Below are 16,817 nucleotides of genomic sequence, written 5' to 3' on the forward strand. Positions count from 1 at the left end.
AGAGATGGTGATGCCTGGAGACAACGTCAGCATGACGGTAGAGCTGATCTCACCGATAGCGATGGAGAAGGAACTGAGGTTCGCAATCAGGGAAGGTGGCCGCACGGTTGGTGCCGGTGTCGTCACCGAGGTCATGGTATAAACGTGAATCAGAAGATAAGAATAAAATTACGGGCATACGACCATAAGGTCCTTGACCAGTCACTGAAAGAGATTGTGGATACTGCGCAGCGTACAGGCGCACGTGTTGCCGGGCCAATCCCCCTGCCCACGCATATCAGCAAAATTACCGTGTTGCGGTCTGTTCATGTTGACAAGAAGTCAAGGGAGCAGTTTGAGATTCGGACACATAAAAGACTGATCGATATACATGATGCAACGCCGCAGACCGTTGATGCGCTCATGAAGCTTGAGCTGGCGGCTGGCGTTGATGTGGAGATAAAATTATGACAGGTATTCTTGGCAGAAAGCTTGGGATGACCCAGGTTTTTGATGAAAGCGGCAGGATATATCCTGTAACTGTTATAGAGGCAGGACCGTGCTGCGTAGTTCAGATTAAGACAAAAGAAAATGATGGATACGAGGCGATCAAGGTCGGCTTTGGCGAAATCAAGAAAGAAAAGAATGTGAATAGGCCCATGAAGGGCATGTTCAAAAAGGCGGGAACAGCATCTTATCGGCTCCTCAAAGAGTTCCCTATGGCTGACCTGAAGGTGGGTGAGATGATTACAGCCGAAAAGTTTCAGAAAGGTGATCTCATCTCGGTAGCGGGCGTGTCGAAGGGCAAGGGATTTCAGGGCGTAATGAAGAGGCACAATTACTCAGGCGGTCCGGCTTCGCATGGATCGACATCCTACAGAGAGGTCGGCTCTATCGGTGCAAGCTCTTTCCCTTCCAGGGTTTGGAAGAATAAGGGGATGCCAGGGCATATGGGATCCGAGCTCATTACGGTCAAAAATCTGAAGGTTGTTGATGTTAAGGCTGAGCAGAACCTTATTCTTGTTTTGGGTGCAGTTCCTGGATCAAAAGGGACATATCTCGAAATCAGAAAGGAAAACTAAGATGGCAGAGATCGATATAAAAGATAAGAATAACTCATCTGTTGGCAAAATAGCCCTTCCTGAAACTGTTTTCAGTGTATCAGCAAGGCAGGGAGCTGTTCACGACGCCATTGTCAATTTCCTGGCAAACCAGCGTCAGGGGACTGCTGCTACAAAGACCAAGGGTCTTGTCAGCGGCGGAGGGAAAAAACCGTATAAGCAGAAGGGTACAGGGCGGGCACGAGCTGGCAGCAGCCGCTCGCCTCTCTGGAAGGGTGGAGGCACAGTATTCGGACCTCAGCCGAGAGATTACTCCTACAGCCTGCCGAAAAAGGCAAAAAGGGTTGCTCTGCATAGTGCGCTTTCGGCAAAGCTTTCTGATGGAGAGATAATGGTTATAGACAGCATATCCCTGGATAGACCATGCACTAAGGATATCCTTGCGCTTCTCAAGAACCTTGGGCTTGAAGGGAAGTCAACACTTATTGTTATGCCTGAGAAGAATGACAACGTTGTTCTTTCAGCAAGGAATATCCCCGGAGTCAAGGTTGCCAGAGTGACAGACCTCAATACCTATGAAGTGGCAGTGCATCATATAGTGCTGATCACAAAGCAGGCTGTTGAGATGCTTGCGGAGGCGAAAAAGAAATGAAAAATGTTTTTGACGTGATCAAGCGGCCTCTGTTTACTGAAAAAGGAAGCAGCCTTAAAGAGGCAGAGAATAAGGTGCTGATTGAAGTTGCAAGAGAATCAAATAAGATAGAGATCAAGAAGGCGGTCGAAGAACTGTTTAAAGTAAAGGTCGAGAAAGTAGCAACCATAAAGGCCCATGGCAAGATGAAGAAATATGGCAAGTTCGCCGGTAAGACATCTGACCGTAAAAAGGCTCTTATTACCCTCAAAGAGGGCGAAAAACTCGACTTCATCGAGGGTGTATAATGGGAATAAAAAAATATAAACCGACATCTCCAGGTAGACGATTTCGTACGGTTATGGACTATGCTGAGCTGACCACAGACAAGCCGCTTAAGGCCTTGGTCACGAACCTGAAAAAAACAGGTGGAAGAAATAATCTCGGTCGTGTGACAGCATGGCAGAGAGGCGGCGGCAACAGGACAAAATACAGGATTATCGATTTCAAGAGAGATAAGGTTGGTGTGCCTGCTACGGTTGCCACGATTGAATATGACCCAAACAGGTCAGCCCGTATCGCGCTTCTGAGCTATAGAGATGGCGACAAGCGTTATATCATTTCTCCGGTTGGTCTTGGTGTCGGCGACGAGCTCGTTTCAGGCAGGGGGGCCGAGATAAAGGTCGGCAATGCCCTTCCTCTTGGCGATATGCCGCTGGGCACATTTATTCATAATATCGAGCTCAAATCGGGTCAGGGTGCAAAGATGGTAAGGAGCGCAGGGACTTCTGCGCAGCTGATTGCCAAGGAAGAAGACTATGTCCAGATCAAGATGCCGTCCGGTGAAGTAAGGAAGGTGCTTTCCCGCTGTATGGCAACTGTTGGCCAGGTAAGCAACCCTGAACATGAGAATATCTCCTTTGGTAAGGCGGGCAGATCGCGTTGGGTCGGGAAGAGGCCTCATGTGAGAGGTGTTGTAATGAATCCTGTCGATCATCCGCTTGGCGGTGGAGAGGGACGAAGCTCCGGCGGAAGGCCTCCGTGTACCCCTTGGGGCGTGCCTGAGGGAATCAAGACGAGGCGCAATAAACGGACGAATACGTTCATAGTCAAGAGGAGGAAGTAAATTGCCACGGTCACTAAAAAAAGGTCCATTCGTGGAAGAAAAACTGCTGAAGCGGCAGCAGGAAATGGTCGCTTCTGGCGATAAGAAGCTTATTAAGACCTGGTCGAGGCGCTCTGTGATATTACCTGAATTTATAGGGTATACCTTTGCAGTGCATAATGGCAGAAAATTTATCCCGGTCTACGTAACGGAAAATATGGTCGGGCATAAGCTCGGCGAATTTTCTCCTACAAGAACATTCAAGGGCCATTCAGGCTCAGGAAAGACTACTACGGTAAAGGGCTGATTCTATGGAGGCAAAAGCTATTCAGAAGTACGCAAGATTAACGCCGCGCAAAGCGAAGCGGGTGATGGATCTCATCAAGGGCAAGAGGGCAGGGGATGCGCTCATATCTCTGAGGTTTATGCCGTACAAGGGTGCGCGGTTTATTGAGAAAGTTCTGAAATCCGCGATGTCGAATGCGGAACAGAAGAGCACGAACACGGATTCGGAAACATGGGTGATCAGCAGGGCTGTTGCTGATGCAGGATCTACCATGAAAAGGATTGAACAGAGATCAATGGGCAGATCGAATGTGATCAAGAAGCGGTCCTGCCACATAACGCTGGTATTAACCGAAGAATAATCAGGAGGAGATTTTGGGCCAGAAGACACATCCGATAGGAAACAGACTGGGCATTACCAAGACATGGGATTCAAGATGGTATCTCAAGAAAGGATATGCTGACCAGCTGCTCGAGGACATTGCGATCCGCAAGGAGATTAAAAAGAGGCTGTTCCATGCAGGTGTGTCGAAGATCGAGATCGAGCGCGCAGGCCAGAAGATCAGACTCATCATTTTTACTGCCCGCCCCGGCATTATTATCGGGAAGAAGGGCTCTGAGGTGGAGAAGCTTCGTAAGGATGTCGAGGCAATGAGCGGCAAACAGGCTTCCGTCGATATCAAGGAGATCAGAAAACCTGAGATCGATGCTCAGCTGGTTGCTGAAAATATTGCCCTGCAGCTCGAAAAGAGGGTTGCCTTCAGACGTGCAATGAAGAAGTCTGTATCTTCTGCGATGCGGTTTGGTGCTCTTGGCATCAAGATAACCTGCTCGGGCAGATTGGCCGGAGCTGAGATAGCAAGGACGGAATGGTATCGCGAGGGAAGGGTGCCTCTGCATACGTTCAGGGCGGATATCAACTTTGGTTTCGCTCAGGCCCGGACAACCTTTGGAATCATTGGCGTCAAGGTTTGGGTCTATCTTGGAGATGTGCTGCCTGAAGTGGCCAAGACTGAAGCCCAGGCAGCTGCGATATAAGGGGTATACGTTATGTTAATGCCGAAGAAAGTCAAATTCAGAAAGATGCAGAAGGGAAATATGAACGGCAAGGCCTATCGCGGGTCTGATGTTTCCTTCGGAGAGTTCGGGCTTAAGGCCATGGAGCCTGGCTGGATAACCTCGCGACAGATCGAGGCAGCAAGAATTGCGATCAATCGGCATGTGAAGAGGGGTTGTAAGGTCTGGATCAGAATTTTCCCTGACAAGCCAATTACCAAGAAGCCTGCTGAAACAAGAATGGGTAAGGGAAAGGGTGCTCTGGAGTATTGGGTGGCGGTAGTTAAGCCGGGAAGGATCATCTATGAGATGTCAGGCGTAACCGAAGATGTTGCAAAAGAAGCCTTAAGGCTTGCGTCTCACAAGCTTCCCCTGTCAATGAAGTTTGTTAAGAGGGAGGAGAGCGTACAATGAAGGCTGCAGAGTTACGCGAAGTAACAGTAGAAGAGCTCAGGAAGAAGGAGCAGGACCTGAGAAAAGAGCTCTTTAACCTCAGATTCCAGCAGGCAACGGGAGAGATCGAAAATCCTATGCGTATCCGTGCGATCAAAAAAAGCATTGCAAAGATATTGACCGTAATAACTGAGAAGAGCAAAAAGGCTTCATAAAAAGGATCTGGAAGGGAACCATGATTAACAAGGTCTATACAGGAAAAGTAGTAAGCAATAAAATGGAGAAAACCGTTGTCGTAGCGGTAACCAGAATGTTTCAACATCCTGTTTACAAGAAGACGGTGAAGAAGGTCTCTAAGTTCAAGGCCCATGATGAGGTCAACCAGTGTAAGGTCGGCGATGAGGTTAAGATCACGGAGACACGGCCCATCAGTAAGGACAAAAGATGGATTGTCCTTGAAATTCTTGATAAATCGGCGAGGAGTACCAAAAAATGATCCAGATGAGCAGCGTCCTTGAGGTAGCAGACAATTCAGGAGCTAAAAGGGTCTCGTGTATAAAGGTCCTTGGCGGATCAAAGAGGCGGTATGCCGGGCTCGGGGACGTTATAGTCGTCAGCGTCAAAGAGGCAATACCCGAAGGGAACGTCAAGAAGGGTGCTGTTGTGAAGGGTGTTATCGTGAGGACAAAGAGAGACTCAAGAAGGCCTGACGGATCATACATTCGCTTTGACCAGAATGCAGTCGTCCTGATCAATGCCCAGGGCGAGCCCATTGGAACAAGAATTTTCGGACCAGTCGCAAGAGAGCTAAGATGGAAAGAGTATATGAAGATAATTTCCCTTGCTCCTGAAGTGCTGTAGGAGGAGAGATGAGCTTAGGAATAAAGAAAGAAGATGCCGTGGTTATTATTGCCGGCAAGGAGAAGGGTAAAAAAGGCCGTGTCCTTGCTGTCAACAGGGATAAGCATCAGGTCCTTGTCGAGAAGATCAATATCATCAAGAAACATATGAAGCCGAACAAGAAGTATTCACAGGGCGGCATTATCGAGAAAGAGGCACCGGTCCATATATCCAATGTCCTTCTTTCCTGTCCCAAGTGCAGCAAGGCAACGAAGGTGGCTGCGACTGTCCTTGACAGCGGCGAAAAGCACAGGACATGCAAAAAATGCAAGGAGGTCATTGACTGATAATGACTCCACGACTGAAAGAAAAATATATCAAAGAGATCATCCCTGCCATGATGAAAGAGTTTTCATATGGCAATATCATGGAAGTCCCCAAGGTTCAAAAAATTGTACTGAACGTAGGGCTTGGCGAGGCTATCCAGAACATCAAGCTTCTTGAGGCAGCGCAGAAGGAACTTGCGACGATCACCGGCCAGAAGCCGGTTGTCTGTAAGGCGAAGAAGTCAATCGCAACTTTCAAACTCAGGAAGGATATGCCGATAGGCTGCAAGGTCACGCTGAGGGACCGATCCATGTATGAGTTTCTGGACCGATTTATCAGCATTGCTCTGCCGCGAATCAGGGACTTCCGGGGTGTTTCGGGCAAGTCATTTGACGGCAGAGGCAACTATGCCATAGGCCTCAAGGAGCAGTACATATTCCCTGAGATCGATTATGACAAAGTGGAAATGGTCCACGGACTTGACATAATAGTATGCACATCGGCCAAGACAGACAAGGAGAGCAAGGCGCTCCTTCGTTACTTCGGCATTCCTTTTAGAAATTAGAGAGGTATTGAAACATGGCAAAGACATGCATGATAGAAAAGTCAAAGAGGCCACCGAAATTTGCGGTTCAGGCCCATAACAGATGCAAGATATGCGGACGGCCGCGTGGCTATCTCAGAAAGTTTGGGATGTGCAGGATCTGTTTTAGACATCAGGCGCTTCGGGGGCAGATACCCGGCGTTACAAAATCAAGCTGGTAGAGGTGACGGATGGTAACTGACCCAATTGCAGATATGCTGACAAGAATAAGGAATTCGGTCATGATAAAGGCTGAAAAGGTTGATATCCCTGCCTCTAAGATGAAGCTCGAGATCGCGAAGATCATGAAAGAAGAAGGCTTCATAAGGGCATACAAGATCCTGAAGGACAAGAAGCAGGGCATCCTGAGGGTTACTCTAAAATACACGGCTGACAATGAGCCTGTGATAAGCGGAATTAAGAAGATAAGCAAGCCGGGAAGAAGGGTCTATGTTGGTCACGATACAGTTCCTATGGTGATGGGCGGAGTGGGTATTTCCGTAATGACTACTTCCAAGGGCCTTATGAGCGACAGGACATGCCGCCGCGAGAATGTCGGCGGTGAAGTGCTCTGCTATATCTGGTAAAAGGAGAAGCGGAATGTCAAGAATCGGAAAGAAGCCAGTAGATATTCCATCAGGAGTGAATATCACATTGCTGGATAATACGATAAAGGTGAAGGGGCCAAAAGGAGAACTGCAGTGGGCTCACCCTTTTGGCACAAAAGTATCAGTTGCTGCCAGCAGTATTGTTGTCGAGCGTGCTGATGATACCAAGAAGAACAAAGCGCTGCACGGCCTTACGAGAAACCTGATCTCTAACATGGTGACGGGCGTGACGACCGGTTATCAGAGAGTTCTTGACATAGTAGGTGTCGGATACAGGGCCCAGGTTCAGGGGAATAAGATTGTCATGACCCTTGGTTATTCTCACCCTGTCGAATTTTCCCTGCCGGATGGGATCACTGCCGTGGTTGACCAGAAGCAGACACAGATAACCTTGAGTGGAATCGACAAGCAGAAGATCGGGCAGGCTGCAGCCAATCTTAGGGAATTGAGAAGCCCTGATGCATACAAGGGCAAAGGTGTAAGGTATTCCGGCGAACGGCTAAAACTGAAAGTCGGCAAGACGGGCAAAAAGTAACTATCAGCAGCAGTATTTAGCTCATGGACGGAAATCATGGGCTTCAATCAGGAGGATATTTTGGCAAACAGTAAAGAGATAGGCAGGAAGAGGCGCCATGTGCGCATCAGAAGAAGGGTTGTCGGCACAGCAGAGAAGCCGAGACTTTCTGTATATAGAAGCCTGAATCAGATTTATGCTCAGGTTATCGATGACACCAAGGGTGTGACCTTTGTAGCTGCATCGAGCCTTGATGTATCTTTTAAGGGTGCAAAGGGAAAAGGAAGCATTGCGATGGCAAAAGAAGTGGGAAGCCTGATCGCAAAAAAGGCTGTTGAAAAAGGGATCAAGCAGATAGTTTTTGACAGAAGCGGGTACCTGTATCATGGAAGGATCAAGGCTCTTGCGGACGGCGCGAGAGAGGCAGGACTCGAATTTTAATGACGATTCATATTGTTGCAAGGAGGTAAGGTGGGAAGGATTGACCCGGAAGGACTGAATCTCAAGGACAAAGTGGTGTTTATCAATAGAGTCGCCAAGGTCGTCAAGGGCGGGCGAAGGTTCTCGTTCAGCGCCCTCGTTGTAGTCGGAGACGGTGCCGGTACCGTTGGCATAGGTAAAGGCAAGGCAACCGAGGTTCCTGAGGCTATACGCAAGGCGGTTGAGCAGGCAAAGAAGAGTCTCCTGAAGTTTCCGCTCAAGGAGGGAACAATCCCTCATCGTATTATCGGAAAATTTGGAGCGGGAAGCGTTGTTATGAACCCGGCCCAAAAAGGAACAGGACTGATCGCAGGTGGCGCTGTCAGGGCAATCCTCGAGGTTTCCGGCATCCAGGATATTGTCGCAAAGTCGCTTGGCAGCAATAATCCCTATAACACGGTTAAGGCGACCGTTGATGGTTTGGTGAATCTCAAAGACCCTGATGTTGTTTCAAGATTGAGGGGCAGGACTGAAGAGGAAGCACAGGAGGCTGCAATCTGATGCTGAAGATAACATTAAGGAGAAGTTATATCGGAATCCCTGAGAAGCAGCGCAAGGTTCTTGCGTCACTCGGCCTAAAAAAAATCGGTTGTAGTGTTACTCATGCAGAAAATGAGGCAATCAAGGGAATGGTTCATAAAGTCTCTCACCTCGTGGCAGTGGAACGAGCAGATAAATAGTTCGGAGGTCGGTGTCCTATGAGAATAGAAGATATACAGCCTGCTGAGGGAAGCAGGAAAAGAAGAAAGAGAGTCGGCAGAGGTGTCGGGTCTGGACATGGCAAGACGTCCTGTAAGGGTCACAAGGGTCAAAAAGCCCGCTCCGGCGGACCGAAAGGAGCCGGTTTTGAGGGCGGTCAGATGCCGCTTCAGAGAAGGGTACCTAAAAGGGGTTTTACAAATAACTTCAGGGTCGACTATGCCATTGTGAATCTTGATGCCATAGAAAGACTGAGATCAGAAGGCACTATCACCCCTGAACTGCTCTATAGCAAAGGGGTGATTAAGAACATGAAGAGCGGACTTAAGGTTCTCGGTAACGGTGCTGTTCAGGGACCCGTTATAGTTCGTGCCATGATTTTTAGCGCATCTGCTGCTGCAAAGATCGAGGCAGCAGGCGGAAAGGCTGAGGTGTTATAGCTTTGACCTTCCTTTCAAGAATACAGAACATATTTAAGGTCGAGGAGCTTAAGAACCGCATCTTTTTCACACTTGCCCTCCTCACCGTATATAGAATAGGCTGCCATATACCAACTCCCGGAATTAACGGAGAGGAGCTGAGCAAGTTCCTGACGCAAAACGCCGGTGCATTCATGGGCTTTTTTGATATGTTCTCGGGAGGTGCTCTCTCAAGGGTTACCATCTTCGCTCTCGGCATTATGCCCTACATCAGCGCTTCGATCATTATGCAGCTCCTTACGGTGGTTATTCCGTCCATCGGCAAGCTTGCAAAGGAAGGCGAGGCCGGCAGAAAAAAGATCGTTAAATACACTCGGTACGGCACGGTCGTCATTGCGGCTATTCAGTCATTTGGCATAGCCGCAGGACTTGAGAAAATGCAGGGCGGCCTGTTTGTACAGAATCCCGGGATTGCCTTCAAGTTGATCACCATGATTACGCTTACGTCAGGCACGGCTTTTATCATGTGGCTCGGTGAGCAGATTACAGAGCGCGGCATCGGAAATGGGATCTCGCTCATTATCTTTGCGGGAATTGTAGCCAGGTTTCCCAATGCCATTGTCGATACCATTCGTCTTATCCAGGCCGGCGAGCTGAATCTCTTTTTTGTGATATTCCTTGTTGTAATAATGGTGGGAGTAGTTGCCGCAATTATTATGCTTGAACGAGGACAGAGAAAAATACCAGTTCAGTACGCAAAACGCGTGGTGGGAAAGAAAGTCTATGGAGGCCAGTCTACTCACCTTCCGCTTAAGGTCAATACCGCTGGCGTAATTCCACCTATCTTTGCATCGTCAATTATCATGTTCCCGGCGACCGTCGCTGGATTTATTGAGATCCCCTGGGTGCAGGCCTTTGCAAAGCAGCTTTCACCGGGAACAATTATTTATACCATGCTCTATGTCAGTATGATATTCTTCTTCGCTTATTTCTACACAGCTATTGTGTTCAATCCTGTTGATATTGCCGACAACCTTAAGAAATATGGCGGCTTTGTTCCTGGCATCCGACCAGGCCAGAAAACGTCAGAGTATCTCTATAAAGTGCTGTCGAGGTTAACGTTCGTAGGTGCGATCTATCTGGCAGTTGTATGCGTTATACCGGAAGTGCTTATACGAAGATTTAATGTGCCTTTTTACTTTGGAGGTACATCGTTGCTTATTGCCGTAGGAGTAGCGCTGGATACGGTATCCCAGATCGAGTCACACCTCGTCACCCGCTCATACGAAGGATTTCTTAAAAAGGGCAGGATCCGGGGAAGAAAGAGCTAGGCCGGCAGCGCGATCGTCAGACATAAGGCTGCGCATGATAATACAAAACGCATCACCTTATTTGAGTAATTGGTGATTTTTCTTAAGTCTCCTCAAGAGATAGAGATTATGGCCCAAGCCGGTCGTATCGTTGCTGAGGTGATGAGATCGCTGAAAGAAGTTATTGCTGTCGGTGCAACGACCAATGAGATAGAGCAGTTTGCTGATAAACGGATCAGAGCTCTCGGCGGCAAATCAGCCTTCAGGGGATACCGGGGTTACCCATCGAGCATTTGTGCTTCGATCAATGAAGAAGTCGTGCATGGCATCCCCTCCTTCCGGAAGCTGAAAGAAGGGGATATCATCAGCGTTGATCTTGGTGTCCTTTACAACGGTTTTTTTGGTGACGCTGCCTGCACGTTTCCGGTCGGAAAGATCGACGAGGAAACAGCACTGCTTATGAAGGTGACCGAAGAGGCGTTATACTGTGGCATAGAAAAGGCTGTTGTCGGGAACCGGGTGAATGATATTTCTCATGCCATACAGCAACATGCTGAGCAGCATGGATTCTCCGTGGTAAGGACCTTTGTGGGGCACGGCATTGGCCGTCAGCTTCACGAGGAGCCACAGATTCCGAACTTTGGTGCTCCCGGGCAGGGTCCCCGGTTGAAGCAGGGCATGACACTAGCAATCGAGCCCATGGTTAATGCCGGGACCTTTGAGGTGAGAGTATTACAGGATGGCTGGACCGCGGTGACTGCGGACGGCAAGCGATCAGCGCATTTTGAGCATACAGTTGTGGTAATGCCCGACAGGGCAAGAATATTGACTAAATTCGATTAAAGCGGGTATAATTCTCGTTCTATGGCAAAAGAAGATAATATTGAAGTTCAGGGAACTATTGTCGAAACCCTGCCCAACGCAATGTTCAGGGTGGAGCTGGAAAACGGCCAGGTTATCCTGTCCTATGTCTCCGGCAAGATGAGGATGAATTTCATAAAGATCCTGCCAGGCGATAAGGTCACGCTTGAGCTTTCCCCCTATGATCTGACCAGGGGGAGAATTACTTACAGGTTTAAATAGGAGCTGAAGGAGATAGCGTATGAAGGTTCGTTCATCAGTAAAGCCAATCTGTTCAAAGTGTTCGGTAATAAAGAGAAAAGGCGTCATCAGAATTATTTGCGACAACCCGAAGCACAAACAGCGCCAGGGTTAAGTTAAGGAGGTTTCAATTGGCAAGAATCGCCGGAGTTGATTTGCCCAAGAACGAGCGTATCGAGATAGGTCTCACGAGGATTTTCGGTATCGGTCGTCCGCACTCGAAAAAGATACTCAGTGAGGCAGGAGTAAATCCTGACACCAGGGTCAAGAATCTTACAGATGAGGATACGGTCAAGATAAGGGCTGTGCTTGAGAGGGATTATCGGGTGGAGGGTGACCTGCGCCGTGATATTTCCCTGAGCATAAAGCGGCTCACGGACATTGGCTGTTATCGCGGCACCAGGCACAGAGCCGGCCTGCCGTGCAGAGGGCAGCGCACCAAGACGAATGCCCGCACGAGAAAAGGTCCGAGAAAAGCGGTTGTCGGCAAGAAGAAGGAGGCATAGGGAATGACGCAGAAGAAAAAAGGCATCAAGAGAGATAGAAAGAGCATAAGCTCTGGTGCTGCTTATATACAGGCAACGTTCAATAACACCATTGTGACCATAACGGATATGACCGGAGGCGTGATTACATGGGCAAGTGCCGGCCATATGGGGTTTAAAGGATCAAGGAAGGGAACGCCTTATGCAGCGCAGATGGCTGCAGAAACTGCGGCCAAGAAAGCAGTTGATGCCGGTATGAAGCAGGTTGACGTTTATGTGAAAGGTCCGGGATCGGGCAGAGAGTCAGCCATTCGAGCGCTTCAGGCTGCCGGGCTTGATATCAATCTCATTAAGGATGTTACCCCCGTGCCTCACAATGGGTGCAGGCCACCGAAGAGAAGGAGAGTGTAAATTGGCCAGATATTCAGGAGCATTATGCAGGATCTGCCGCAGGGAAGCGGAAAAACTTTTCCTTAAAGGGGATAGATGCTATACGGAGAAGTGTTCGATTGAGAGGAGGCAGTACCCTCCCGGACAGCACGGTCAGCGCAGGAGCAAGCTTTCTGACTATGGTGTTCAGCTAAGGGAAAAACAGAAAGTAAGAAAAATTTATGGCCTTCTTGAAAAACAGTTCAGAAATACCTTTGGCAGGGCTGAGCGGAAGAAAGGCGTTACCGGTGAGGTATTGCTTCAACTTCTTGAATCAAGGCTGGACAATGTAATTTACAGAATGGGATTTGCGCCGAACAGGAACAGTGCCCGACAGCTTGTGACCCATGGCCATTTCCTTGTCAACGGCAGGAAGGTAGACATTGCTTCTTTTGCGGTCCGCGTAGGGGATATTGTGGAACTCAAGGAAGCGAGCAGGAATATCGTTATCATTAATGACAATATCTCCAAGATGGAGCACCGTGGTGTTCCTGTCTGGCTTGAAATGGATTTCCCGAACTTTAAGGGGAAGGTCACACAGGTGCCTACACGGGAAGATATCCAGCTGACGGCGAATGAACAGCTCATTGTTGAGCTCTACTCGAAGTAATACCGGCAGCGGAGTTCGTCTTCAATAACGAACATTTAAGTAATAATAGAATATAAATATACCCTACGGGAGGCCTGATGAACCTGAAGAAAAAAGGCTTTCAGCTACCTGAAAAGATCAGGTTTGATGAAGAGACATTAACAGATACCTATGGCAAGATTGTCGTTGAACCGCTTGAACGAGGCTTTGGAGTTACGTTAGGAAACGCTCTGAGGAGGGTGCTTCTTTCTTCGCTTGAGGGAGCTGCCATTACGTCAGTGAAGGTTGCCGGCGCACTTCATGAATTCTCATCCATAAACGGTATCAAGGAAGATACGATCGACATCATTCTTAACCTGAAGAAACTGAGGTTCAGATTTCATGGAGATACCAATAAAATAGCCCAGTTTATGGTAAAGGGCCCGGCCCTCGTGACTGGCGCAGATCTACAGTGCGATTCTTCCATTGAGGTTCTTAATCCCGGGCAGGTGATTGCGACGCTTGACAAGAATGCGAATTTCAATGCCGAAGTCTACATAAAAAAGGGCAAGGGTTATCTTTCGTCTGAGTATGGCAAGAAGGAAGATCTCCCTGTTGGCATGATCGCTGTTGATGCTGCATTCTCACCGATCAGAAAAGTGAAGTTCGATGTGGAGAAGACAAGGGTCAAGGAGTCCACTGACTATGACAGGCTCATTCTTGAGATCTGGACCGACGGCAGCGTAACCCCGCAGAGGGCGCTTTCTGATGCAGCTTCAATCGTGATCGATCATATGGATATTTTTGTGGCGGATGAAGAATACGAGACTGTTCAGATTGAAGCGGCAGAAGCCGGTGAGGGGCCAAGCATTTCCGGTTCTAATCCTAATCTCAATAAGACCGTTGACGAGCTTGAGCTTTCAGTCCGTTCCTATAACTGTCTGAAGAATGCTGATATCAAGACGATAGCCGAGCTTGTTGCCAAGAGCGAGCCGGAGATGCTCAAGACGAAGAATTTCGGAAGGAAGTCGTTAAATGAGATCAAGGAGATCCTGAGCAGAATGGGACTCCACCTCGGCATGAAGATAGATGCTGATACTAATAGCAAATAAGAGTCATAAAGACCGGAGGAAATAGATACCATGCGTCACAAGGTAGATGGAAGACTATTCGGGCGGCCTTCGAACCAGAGGAAGGCATTGCTTCGCTGTATAGTTACAGCACTTTTTGAGAACCAGAGGATCGAAACGACTGTTGCAAAGGCAAAAGAGGCAAAAAGGATCGCAGAGAAAATGATCACGTTCGGCATCAAAGGAGATCTTCACTCAAAGAGGCAGGTGCTCTCCTACGTAACGGCGAGAGATGTCGCGTCCAAGCTTTTCAATGAGATAGCTCCCCGTTTTGCCGGAAGGCCCGGCGGTTATCTGAGGCTTGTCCAGACCAGACAGCGGCTCAAGGACTCAGCTCCCATGGCTATTCTTGAGTTCATTGATTACGAAGCGGTCAAGAAACCAAAGGGCAAGGCTGCGAAAGCAGATAAGGCCGACAAGGCCGAGAAGAAAGATTAGTGCACGACCTGCTTGTAGGCATAGGCATTATTGCAGTCTGGATCGTTCTGCAAGTATTTGTCTTCCCCAGACTTGGGGTTCCTACTTGAGCGGTACCTGATCCGAAGGCTTCGGGCAAAGAGAAAAAAATCTGTAAATAAAAAGGGCTCGCAAGAGCCCTTTGACGTTTTCTGCGTTAGCTGTAGAGCATCGTTTGATGGTTATCAGCCGGTGCATTGGCTGAAATAGTTCAGATATCGTCTTTCCTCCTCATTCCTCAAACCGGCAGAGCCCGATCCTGGCAGCACCGCAACCTTTACATGACTTGCCGCCTTCAAACATTATCACGGCATTGCCGCCCTCTAGCTTTGCTAACAGCGTGTAGAAATGATATGACGTAGATCATAGAAAGTCAGCGCGAAAAGGATCATATTATGATACCGGCGGCAGGCTATTTATAAAGTCAACTATATCTAAATATTATTACATTGACTGTACATTAGAGTTTGATAGACTAGAGTTATAGTTCCTACATTTATGTCGGATGAACTGGCTGTAGGTGCAAGCTAATAGATGAGCCAACTGTGACGAGAATGTTACGAAGAGCAGCTAACATCGTATCACCAAAAGAAAAAGGAGGGTTCCATGAAGAACAAAGTTTATGCAGCACTGATTATGGCAATAGCAATGATCACCGGAATGTATTACACGGGAGCGGAAGCAGAGAAATATAAGCCAGCAAAGGCTGCTGAGGCCAAGCCAGCAGAAAAAGACGTGAAGACTGATACCTGTTATGGCTGCCACGCAACGGTCAAAGATCTGCACAAGATGGGAAAACATGCGAAGCTCAATTGCACCAAGTGCCACAATGGACTGGCCAAGCACCTGAGCGCACCCGGACCGGATACCCGGCCTGATACTGACCTCTCCTGGCAGGCATGCGGACAGTGCCATAAGGAGCAGTTCGAGAGCTTTATGAAGGAAACCTATCATCGCCCTGCTCGTGATGAGAAGTCCCAGCTCACTAACAGGGCTCCAAATCCATTCTGGGACAAGTTGATGGCCGGACATGGTTTTACCAAGGAGCATAACCTTACCAGAAGTCATAACTGGATGCTGATCGATCACCTGATAGTCGATCGTGCATATGGCGGAAGGTTCCAAGGCAAGAACGGCTGGCAGTACATGTTTGAAAAGGGCATGGCATGGGATGTTCTGACCGATACCAAGCCAGAGAGCACGGAGCATAAGGCATTCATTCCGCAGTCAGCAGCTGCAGCCAATTCGGTCTGCCTTCAGTGCAAGTCACAAGACCAGATCCTCAAGTGGTCATATATGGGCGACAAGGTCGAGGGCAAGACAAGCTGGGACCGCACATCCAATGTTGTCGAATTCGTAAAGGACCTGCAGCACGGCCTGAACTGTATCACATGCCACGACCCGCATGCCGCAAAGCCGAGAATTGTCCGCGATGGACTTATTCAGGCCCTCACCAGAAAAGAGGCAGATACGCTCTGGCACAAAGACCCGAAGCATACCAACATCAAGGTCATTGATATGGGAATCAGGGGGTTCACCAGAAAAATCGCACTTCTCGACAAATATGACACCCGTCTGCAATGCGGACAGTGCCATGTTGAGTATAACTGCAATCCCGGCACAGATACAAAGACAGGCGAGGCGGTGAAAATGACAGACCAGAGGACAAATCACTTCCCGTACAAAGATGTGTTCGGCCTTTACGAGCACTATGTAAACCAGATCAATTTCCTGGACTTTAAGCATGGGCTCACTGGCGGATTGCTCTGGAAGGCCCAGCATCCAGAGTCCGAATCCTATTACAATTCGAAGCATGCAAAGGCCGGCGTCGGATGCGACAGCTGCCATACACCAAAGATGAAGAACAAGGCAGGTAAGGTATATACGTCGCACTTTGCAGTCACTCCCCGGGTCCAGCTCAAGGAGACCTGTCTGAAATGCCATCCAAAATGGACAGAGGAGATGGCACGGTATTCTATTGACTCGGTAAAAGCCCATATCAGAGGTAAGATGCGGAAGGCAGAATTCCATCTTTCAGCGCTGATCGATAAGATCGTGGAAGGCAAGAGGATCGGCCTTGGCAATGATGCGATCAAACAGGCTCAAGATCAGCACCTCCGGGCTCATATACTCTGGGAATACTGGACAGCGGAGAACTCCGATGGATTCCATAATCCGGAGATGGCCCGTGAATCACTGACAAAATCAGTAGATGAATCGATAAAAGGCATTAAGATCATCAACGATGCAATTGCTGCCAAGACGGCTGCAGCTTCTCCGGTACCGGCTAAGTAAATCAAGGTCTGAAAGAGGCGGCGGTGCTTTCCCTGCCGCCTCTTTCAGCAGAGCATATTCTCC

General features: G+C 48.6%; 32 protein-coding genes. All 32 read left to right on the forward strand.

All coding sequences use genetic code 11. From position 1 onward, the window contains the following. Nucleotides 1-142: elongation factor Tu (gene tuf / locus HZB62_15285; protein ID MBI5076513.1), on the forward strand; the 142-nt coding region annotated here is incomplete at its 5' end. A 2-nt stretch (nt 143-144) separates the two neighbouring features. Further along, on the forward strand, nt 145-450 hold the full coding sequence (rpsJ, locus tag HZB62_15290; protein MBI5076514.1) for a 30S ribosomal protein S10: 306 nt from the start codon (nt 145-147) through the stop codon (nt 448-450). Beyond that, complete coding sequence (gene rplC, locus HZB62_15295) at nt 444-1,061, forward strand: 50S ribosomal protein L3 (GenBank protein ID MBI5076515.1); 618 nt, start codon at nt 444-446, stop codon at nt 1,059-1,061. The genes rpsJ and rplC overlap by 7 nt, the downstream gene beginning before the upstream one ends. A 1-nt stretch (nt 1,062) precedes the next feature. Further along, nucleotides 1,063-1,692 carry a 50S ribosomal protein L4 gene (gene rplD, locus HZB62_15300; protein MBI5076516.1) on the forward strand — a complete coding sequence of 210 codons (630 nt, stop codon included), beginning with the start codon at nt 1,063-1,065 and terminating at the stop codon, nt 1,690-1,692. Continuing rightward, on the forward strand, nt 1,689-1,979 hold the full coding sequence (rplW, locus tag HZB62_15305) for a 50S ribosomal protein L23 (protein MBI5076517.1): 291 nt from the start codon (nt 1,689-1,691) through the stop codon (nt 1,977-1,979). The genes rplD and rplW overlap by 4 nt, the downstream gene beginning before the upstream one ends. Further along, the gene (rplB, locus tag HZB62_15310) at nt 1,979-2,797 is read left to right on the forward strand and encodes a 50S ribosomal protein L2 (protein MBI5076518.1); all 819 of its coding nucleotides are present in this window, start codon (nt 1,979-1,981) and stop codon (nt 2,795-2,797) included. The genes rplW and rplB overlap by 1 nt, the downstream gene beginning before the upstream one ends. 1 nt (nt 2,798) lies before the next feature. Then, nucleotides 2,799-3,083 (forward strand): 30S ribosomal protein S19, encoded by a 285-nt coding sequence (gene rpsS / locus HZB62_15315; GenBank protein MBI5076519.1) that lies wholly within the window; start codon nt 2,799-2,801, stop codon nt 3,081-3,083. Nucleotides 3,084-3,087: 4 nt separating this feature from the next. After that, nucleotides 3,088-3,423, forward strand: coding sequence for a 50S ribosomal protein L22 (gene rplV, locus HZB62_15320; protein ID MBI5076520.1), 336 nt, complete (start codon nt 3,088-3,090; stop codon nt 3,421-3,423). Between the two features lie 13 nt (nt 3,424-3,436). After that, complete coding sequence (rpsC, locus tag HZB62_15325) at nt 3,437-4,099, forward strand: 30S ribosomal protein S3 (GenBank protein MBI5076521.1); 663 nt, start codon at nt 3,437-3,439, stop codon at nt 4,097-4,099. Nucleotides 4,100-4,111: 12 nt separating this feature from the next. Further along, nucleotides 4,112-4,531 carry a 50S ribosomal protein L16 gene (rplP, locus tag HZB62_15330; protein ID MBI5076522.1) on the forward strand — a complete coding sequence of 140 codons (420 nt, stop codon included), beginning with the start codon at nt 4,112-4,114 and terminating at the stop codon, nt 4,529-4,531. Then, nucleotides 4,528-4,725, forward strand: a complete 198-nt coding sequence (gene rpmC, locus HZB62_15335; protein ID MBI5076523.1) for a 50S ribosomal protein L29 — start codon at nt 4,528-4,530, stop codon at nt 4,723-4,725. Before rplP ends, rpmC begins: the two co-directional genes overlap by 4 nt. 20 nt (nt 4,726-4,745) lie before the next feature. Beyond that, nucleotides 4,746-5,006: a 30S ribosomal protein S17 gene (gene rpsQ, locus HZB62_15340; GenBank protein ID MBI5076524.1), complete on the forward strand. Its 261-nt coding sequence runs from the start codon at nt 4,746-4,748 to the stop codon at nt 5,004-5,006. Beyond that, nucleotides 5,003-5,371, forward strand: a complete 369-nt coding sequence (rplN, locus tag HZB62_15345) for a 50S ribosomal protein L14 (protein MBI5076525.1) — start codon at nt 5,003-5,005, stop codon at nt 5,369-5,371. Before rpsQ ends, rplN begins: the two co-directional genes overlap by 4 nt. An 8-nt stretch (nt 5,372-5,379) precedes the next feature. After that, complete coding sequence (locus HZB62_15350; GenBank protein ID MBI5076526.1) at nt 5,380-5,697, forward strand: 50S ribosomal protein L24; 318 nt, start codon at nt 5,380-5,382, stop codon at nt 5,695-5,697. Nucleotides 5,698-5,699: 2 nt separating this feature from the next. After that, a complete protein-coding gene (rplE, locus tag HZB62_15355; protein MBI5076527.1) occupies nt 5,700-6,242 on the forward strand; it encodes a 50S ribosomal protein L5 in 543 nt (180 codons plus the stop codon). 14 nt (nt 6,243-6,256) lie between these two features. After that, on the forward strand, nt 6,257-6,442 hold the full coding sequence (locus tag HZB62_15360; protein ID MBI5076528.1) for a type Z 30S ribosomal protein S14: 186 nt from the start codon (nt 6,257-6,259) through the stop codon (nt 6,440-6,442). A gap of 9 nt (nt 6,443-6,451) precedes the next feature. Then, nucleotides 6,452-6,847 (forward strand): 30S ribosomal protein S8, encoded by a 396-nt coding sequence (gene rpsH, locus HZB62_15365; protein ID MBI5076529.1) that lies wholly within the window; start codon nt 6,452-6,454, stop codon nt 6,845-6,847. 13 nt (nt 6,848-6,860) lie between these two features. After that, a complete protein-coding gene (rplF, locus tag HZB62_15370; GenBank protein ID MBI5076530.1) occupies nt 6,861-7,403 on the forward strand; it encodes a 50S ribosomal protein L6 in 543 nt (180 codons plus the stop codon). Between the two features lie 36 nt (nt 7,404-7,439). Beyond that, the gene (gene rplR / locus HZB62_15375) at nt 7,440-7,823 is read left to right on the forward strand and encodes a 50S ribosomal protein L18 (GenBank protein ID MBI5076531.1); all 384 of its coding nucleotides are present in this window, start codon (nt 7,440-7,442) and stop codon (nt 7,821-7,823) included. A 30-nt stretch (nt 7,824-7,853) separates the two neighbouring features. Next, on the forward strand, nt 7,854-8,363 hold the full coding sequence (gene rpsE / locus HZB62_15380) for a 30S ribosomal protein S5 (protein MBI5076532.1): 510 nt from the start codon (nt 7,854-7,856) through the stop codon (nt 8,361-8,363). Continuing rightward, complete coding sequence (gene rpmD, locus HZB62_15385) at nt 8,363-8,542, forward strand: 50S ribosomal protein L30 (protein ID MBI5076533.1); 180 nt, start codon at nt 8,363-8,365, stop codon at nt 8,540-8,542. The genes rpsE and rpmD overlap by 1 nt, the downstream gene beginning before the upstream one ends. Before the next feature lie 18 nt (nt 8,543-8,560). Continuing rightward, nucleotides 8,561-9,001: a 50S ribosomal protein L15 gene (rplO, locus tag HZB62_15390; protein ID MBI5076534.1), complete on the forward strand. Its 441-nt coding sequence runs from the start codon at nt 8,561-8,563 to the stop codon at nt 8,999-9,001. A gap of 2 nt (nt 9,002-9,003) precedes the next feature. Then, a complete protein-coding gene (gene secY / locus HZB62_15395) occupies nt 9,004-10,311 on the forward strand; it encodes a preprotein translocase subunit SecY (GenBank protein MBI5076535.1) in 1,308 nt (435 codons plus the stop codon). A gap of 72 nt (nt 10,312-10,383) precedes the next feature. After that, nucleotides 10,384-11,133 (forward strand): type I methionyl aminopeptidase, encoded by a 750-nt coding sequence (map, locus tag HZB62_15400; protein ID MBI5076536.1) that lies wholly within the window; start codon nt 10,384-10,386, stop codon nt 11,131-11,133. 21 nt (nt 11,134-11,154) lie between these two features. Next, nucleotides 11,155-11,373, forward strand: a complete 219-nt coding sequence (gene infA, locus HZB62_15405; protein MBI5076537.1) for a translation initiation factor IF-1 — start codon at nt 11,155-11,157, stop codon at nt 11,371-11,373. 19 nt (nt 11,374-11,392) lie between these two features. Further along, complete coding sequence (rpmJ, locus tag HZB62_15410) at nt 11,393-11,506, forward strand: 50S ribosomal protein L36 (protein MBI5076538.1); 114 nt, start codon at nt 11,393-11,395, stop codon at nt 11,504-11,506. 16 nt (nt 11,507-11,522) lie between these two features. Further along, nucleotides 11,523-11,897: a 30S ribosomal protein S13 gene (gene rpsM / locus HZB62_15415; protein MBI5076539.1), complete on the forward strand. Its 375-nt coding sequence runs from the start codon at nt 11,523-11,525 to the stop codon at nt 11,895-11,897. Nucleotides 11,898-11,900: 3 nt separating this feature from the next. Continuing rightward, on the forward strand, nt 11,901-12,287 hold the full coding sequence (gene rpsK, locus HZB62_15420; protein MBI5076540.1) for a 30S ribosomal protein S11: 387 nt from the start codon (nt 11,901-11,903) through the stop codon (nt 12,285-12,287). A gap of 1 nt (nt 12,288) precedes the next feature. Further along, nucleotides 12,289-12,915 carry a 30S ribosomal protein S4 gene (rpsD, locus tag HZB62_15425; protein ID MBI5076541.1) on the forward strand — a complete coding sequence of 209 codons (627 nt, stop codon included), beginning with the start codon at nt 12,289-12,291 and terminating at the stop codon, nt 12,913-12,915. Between the two features lie 77 nt (nt 12,916-12,992). Continuing rightward, entirely contained in the window at nt 12,993-13,985 is a 993-nt protein-coding gene (locus tag HZB62_15430) for a DNA-directed RNA polymerase subunit alpha (GenBank protein ID MBI5076542.1), read from the forward strand. 30 nt (nt 13,986-14,015) lie between these two features. Next, nucleotides 14,016-14,441 (forward strand): 50S ribosomal protein L17, encoded by a 426-nt coding sequence (gene rplQ, locus HZB62_15435; protein MBI5076543.1) that lies wholly within the window; start codon nt 14,016-14,018, stop codon nt 14,439-14,441. A gap of 624 nt (nt 14,442-15,065) precedes the next feature. After that, entirely contained in the window at nt 15,066-16,754 is a 1,689-nt protein-coding gene (locus HZB62_15440; protein MBI5076544.1) for an ammonia-forming cytochrome c nitrite reductase subunit c552, read from the forward strand. Nucleotides 16,755-16,817 lie beyond the last annotated feature (63 nt).

It is taken from the genome of Nitrospirota bacterium, from assembly GCA_016214855.1.
GTDB lineage: Bacteria > Nitrospirota > Thermodesulfovibrionia > Thermodesulfovibrionales > UBA6898 > UBA6898.

Excerpts from the sequence above, each read along its gene's own strand:
- rplD (MBI5076516.1), top strand. The coding sequence starts at position 1,063 with ATGGCAGAGATCGATATAAAAGATAAGAATAACTCATCTGTTGGCAAA.
- rplW (MBI5076517.1), top strand. The coding sequence starts at position 1,689 with ATGAAAAATGTTTTTGACGTGATCAAGCGGCCTCTGTTTACTGAAAAA.
- rplB (MBI5076518.1), top strand. The coding sequence starts at position 1,979 with ATGGGAATAAAAAAATATAAACCGACATCTCCAGGTAGACGATTTCGT.
- rplV (MBI5076520.1), top strand. The coding sequence starts at position 3,088 with ATGGAGGCAAAAGCTATTCAGAAGTACGCAAGATTAACGCCGCGCAAA.
- rplP (MBI5076522.1), top strand. The coding sequence starts at position 4,112 with ATGTTAATGCCGAAGAAAGTCAAATTCAGAAAGATGCAGAAGGGAAAT.
- rpmC (MBI5076523.1), top strand. The coding sequence starts at position 4,528 with ATGAAGGCTGCAGAGTTACGCGAAGTAACAGTAGAAGAGCTCAGGAAG.
- rpsQ (MBI5076524.1), top strand. The coding sequence starts at position 4,746 with ATGATTAACAAGGTCTATACAGGAAAAGTAGTAAGCAATAAAATGGAG.
- rplN (MBI5076525.1), top strand. The coding sequence starts at position 5,003 with ATGATCCAGATGAGCAGCGTCCTTGAGGTAGCAGACAATTCAGGAGCT.
- HZB62_15350 (MBI5076526.1), top strand. The coding sequence starts at position 5,380 with ATGAGCTTAGGAATAAAGAAAGAAGATGCCGTGGTTATTATTGCCGGC.
- rplE (MBI5076527.1), top strand. The coding sequence starts at position 5,700 with ATGACTCCACGACTGAAAGAAAAATATATCAAAGAGATCATCCCTGCC.
- HZB62_15360 (MBI5076528.1), top strand. The coding sequence starts at position 6,257 with ATGGCAAAGACATGCATGATAGAAAAGTCAAAGAGGCCACCGAAATTT.
- rpsH (MBI5076529.1), top strand. The coding sequence starts at position 6,452 with ATGGTAACTGACCCAATTGCAGATATGCTGACAAGAATAAGGAATTCG.
- rplF (MBI5076530.1), top strand. The coding sequence starts at position 6,861 with ATGTCAAGAATCGGAAAGAAGCCAGTAGATATTCCATCAGGAGTGAAT.
- rplR (MBI5076531.1), top strand. The coding sequence starts at position 7,440 with ATGGGCTTCAATCAGGAGGATATTTTGGCAAACAGTAAAGAGATAGGC.
- rpmD (MBI5076533.1), top strand. The coding sequence starts at position 8,363 with ATGCTGAAGATAACATTAAGGAGAAGTTATATCGGAATCCCTGAGAAG.
- rplO (MBI5076534.1), top strand. The coding sequence starts at position 8,561 with ATGAGAATAGAAGATATACAGCCTGCTGAGGGAAGCAGGAAAAGAAGA.
- infA (MBI5076537.1), top strand. The coding sequence starts at position 11,155 with ATGGCAAAAGAAGATAATATTGAAGTTCAGGGAACTATTGTCGAAACC.
- rpmJ (MBI5076538.1), top strand. The coding sequence starts at position 11,393 with ATGAAGGTTCGTTCATCAGTAAAGCCAATCTGTTCAAAGTGTTCGGTA.
- rpsK (MBI5076540.1), top strand. The coding sequence starts at position 11,901 with ATGACGCAGAAGAAAAAAGGCATCAAGAGAGATAGAAAGAGCATAAGC.
- HZB62_15430 (MBI5076542.1), top strand. The coding sequence starts at position 12,993 with ATGAACCTGAAGAAAAAAGGCTTTCAGCTACCTGAAAAGATCAGGTTT.
- rplQ (MBI5076543.1), top strand. The coding sequence starts at position 14,016 with ATGCGTCACAAGGTAGATGGAAGACTATTCGGGCGGCCTTCGAACCAG.
- HZB62_15440 (MBI5076544.1), top strand. The coding sequence starts at position 15,066 with ATGAAGAACAAAGTTTATGCAGCACTGATTATGGCAATAGCAATGATC.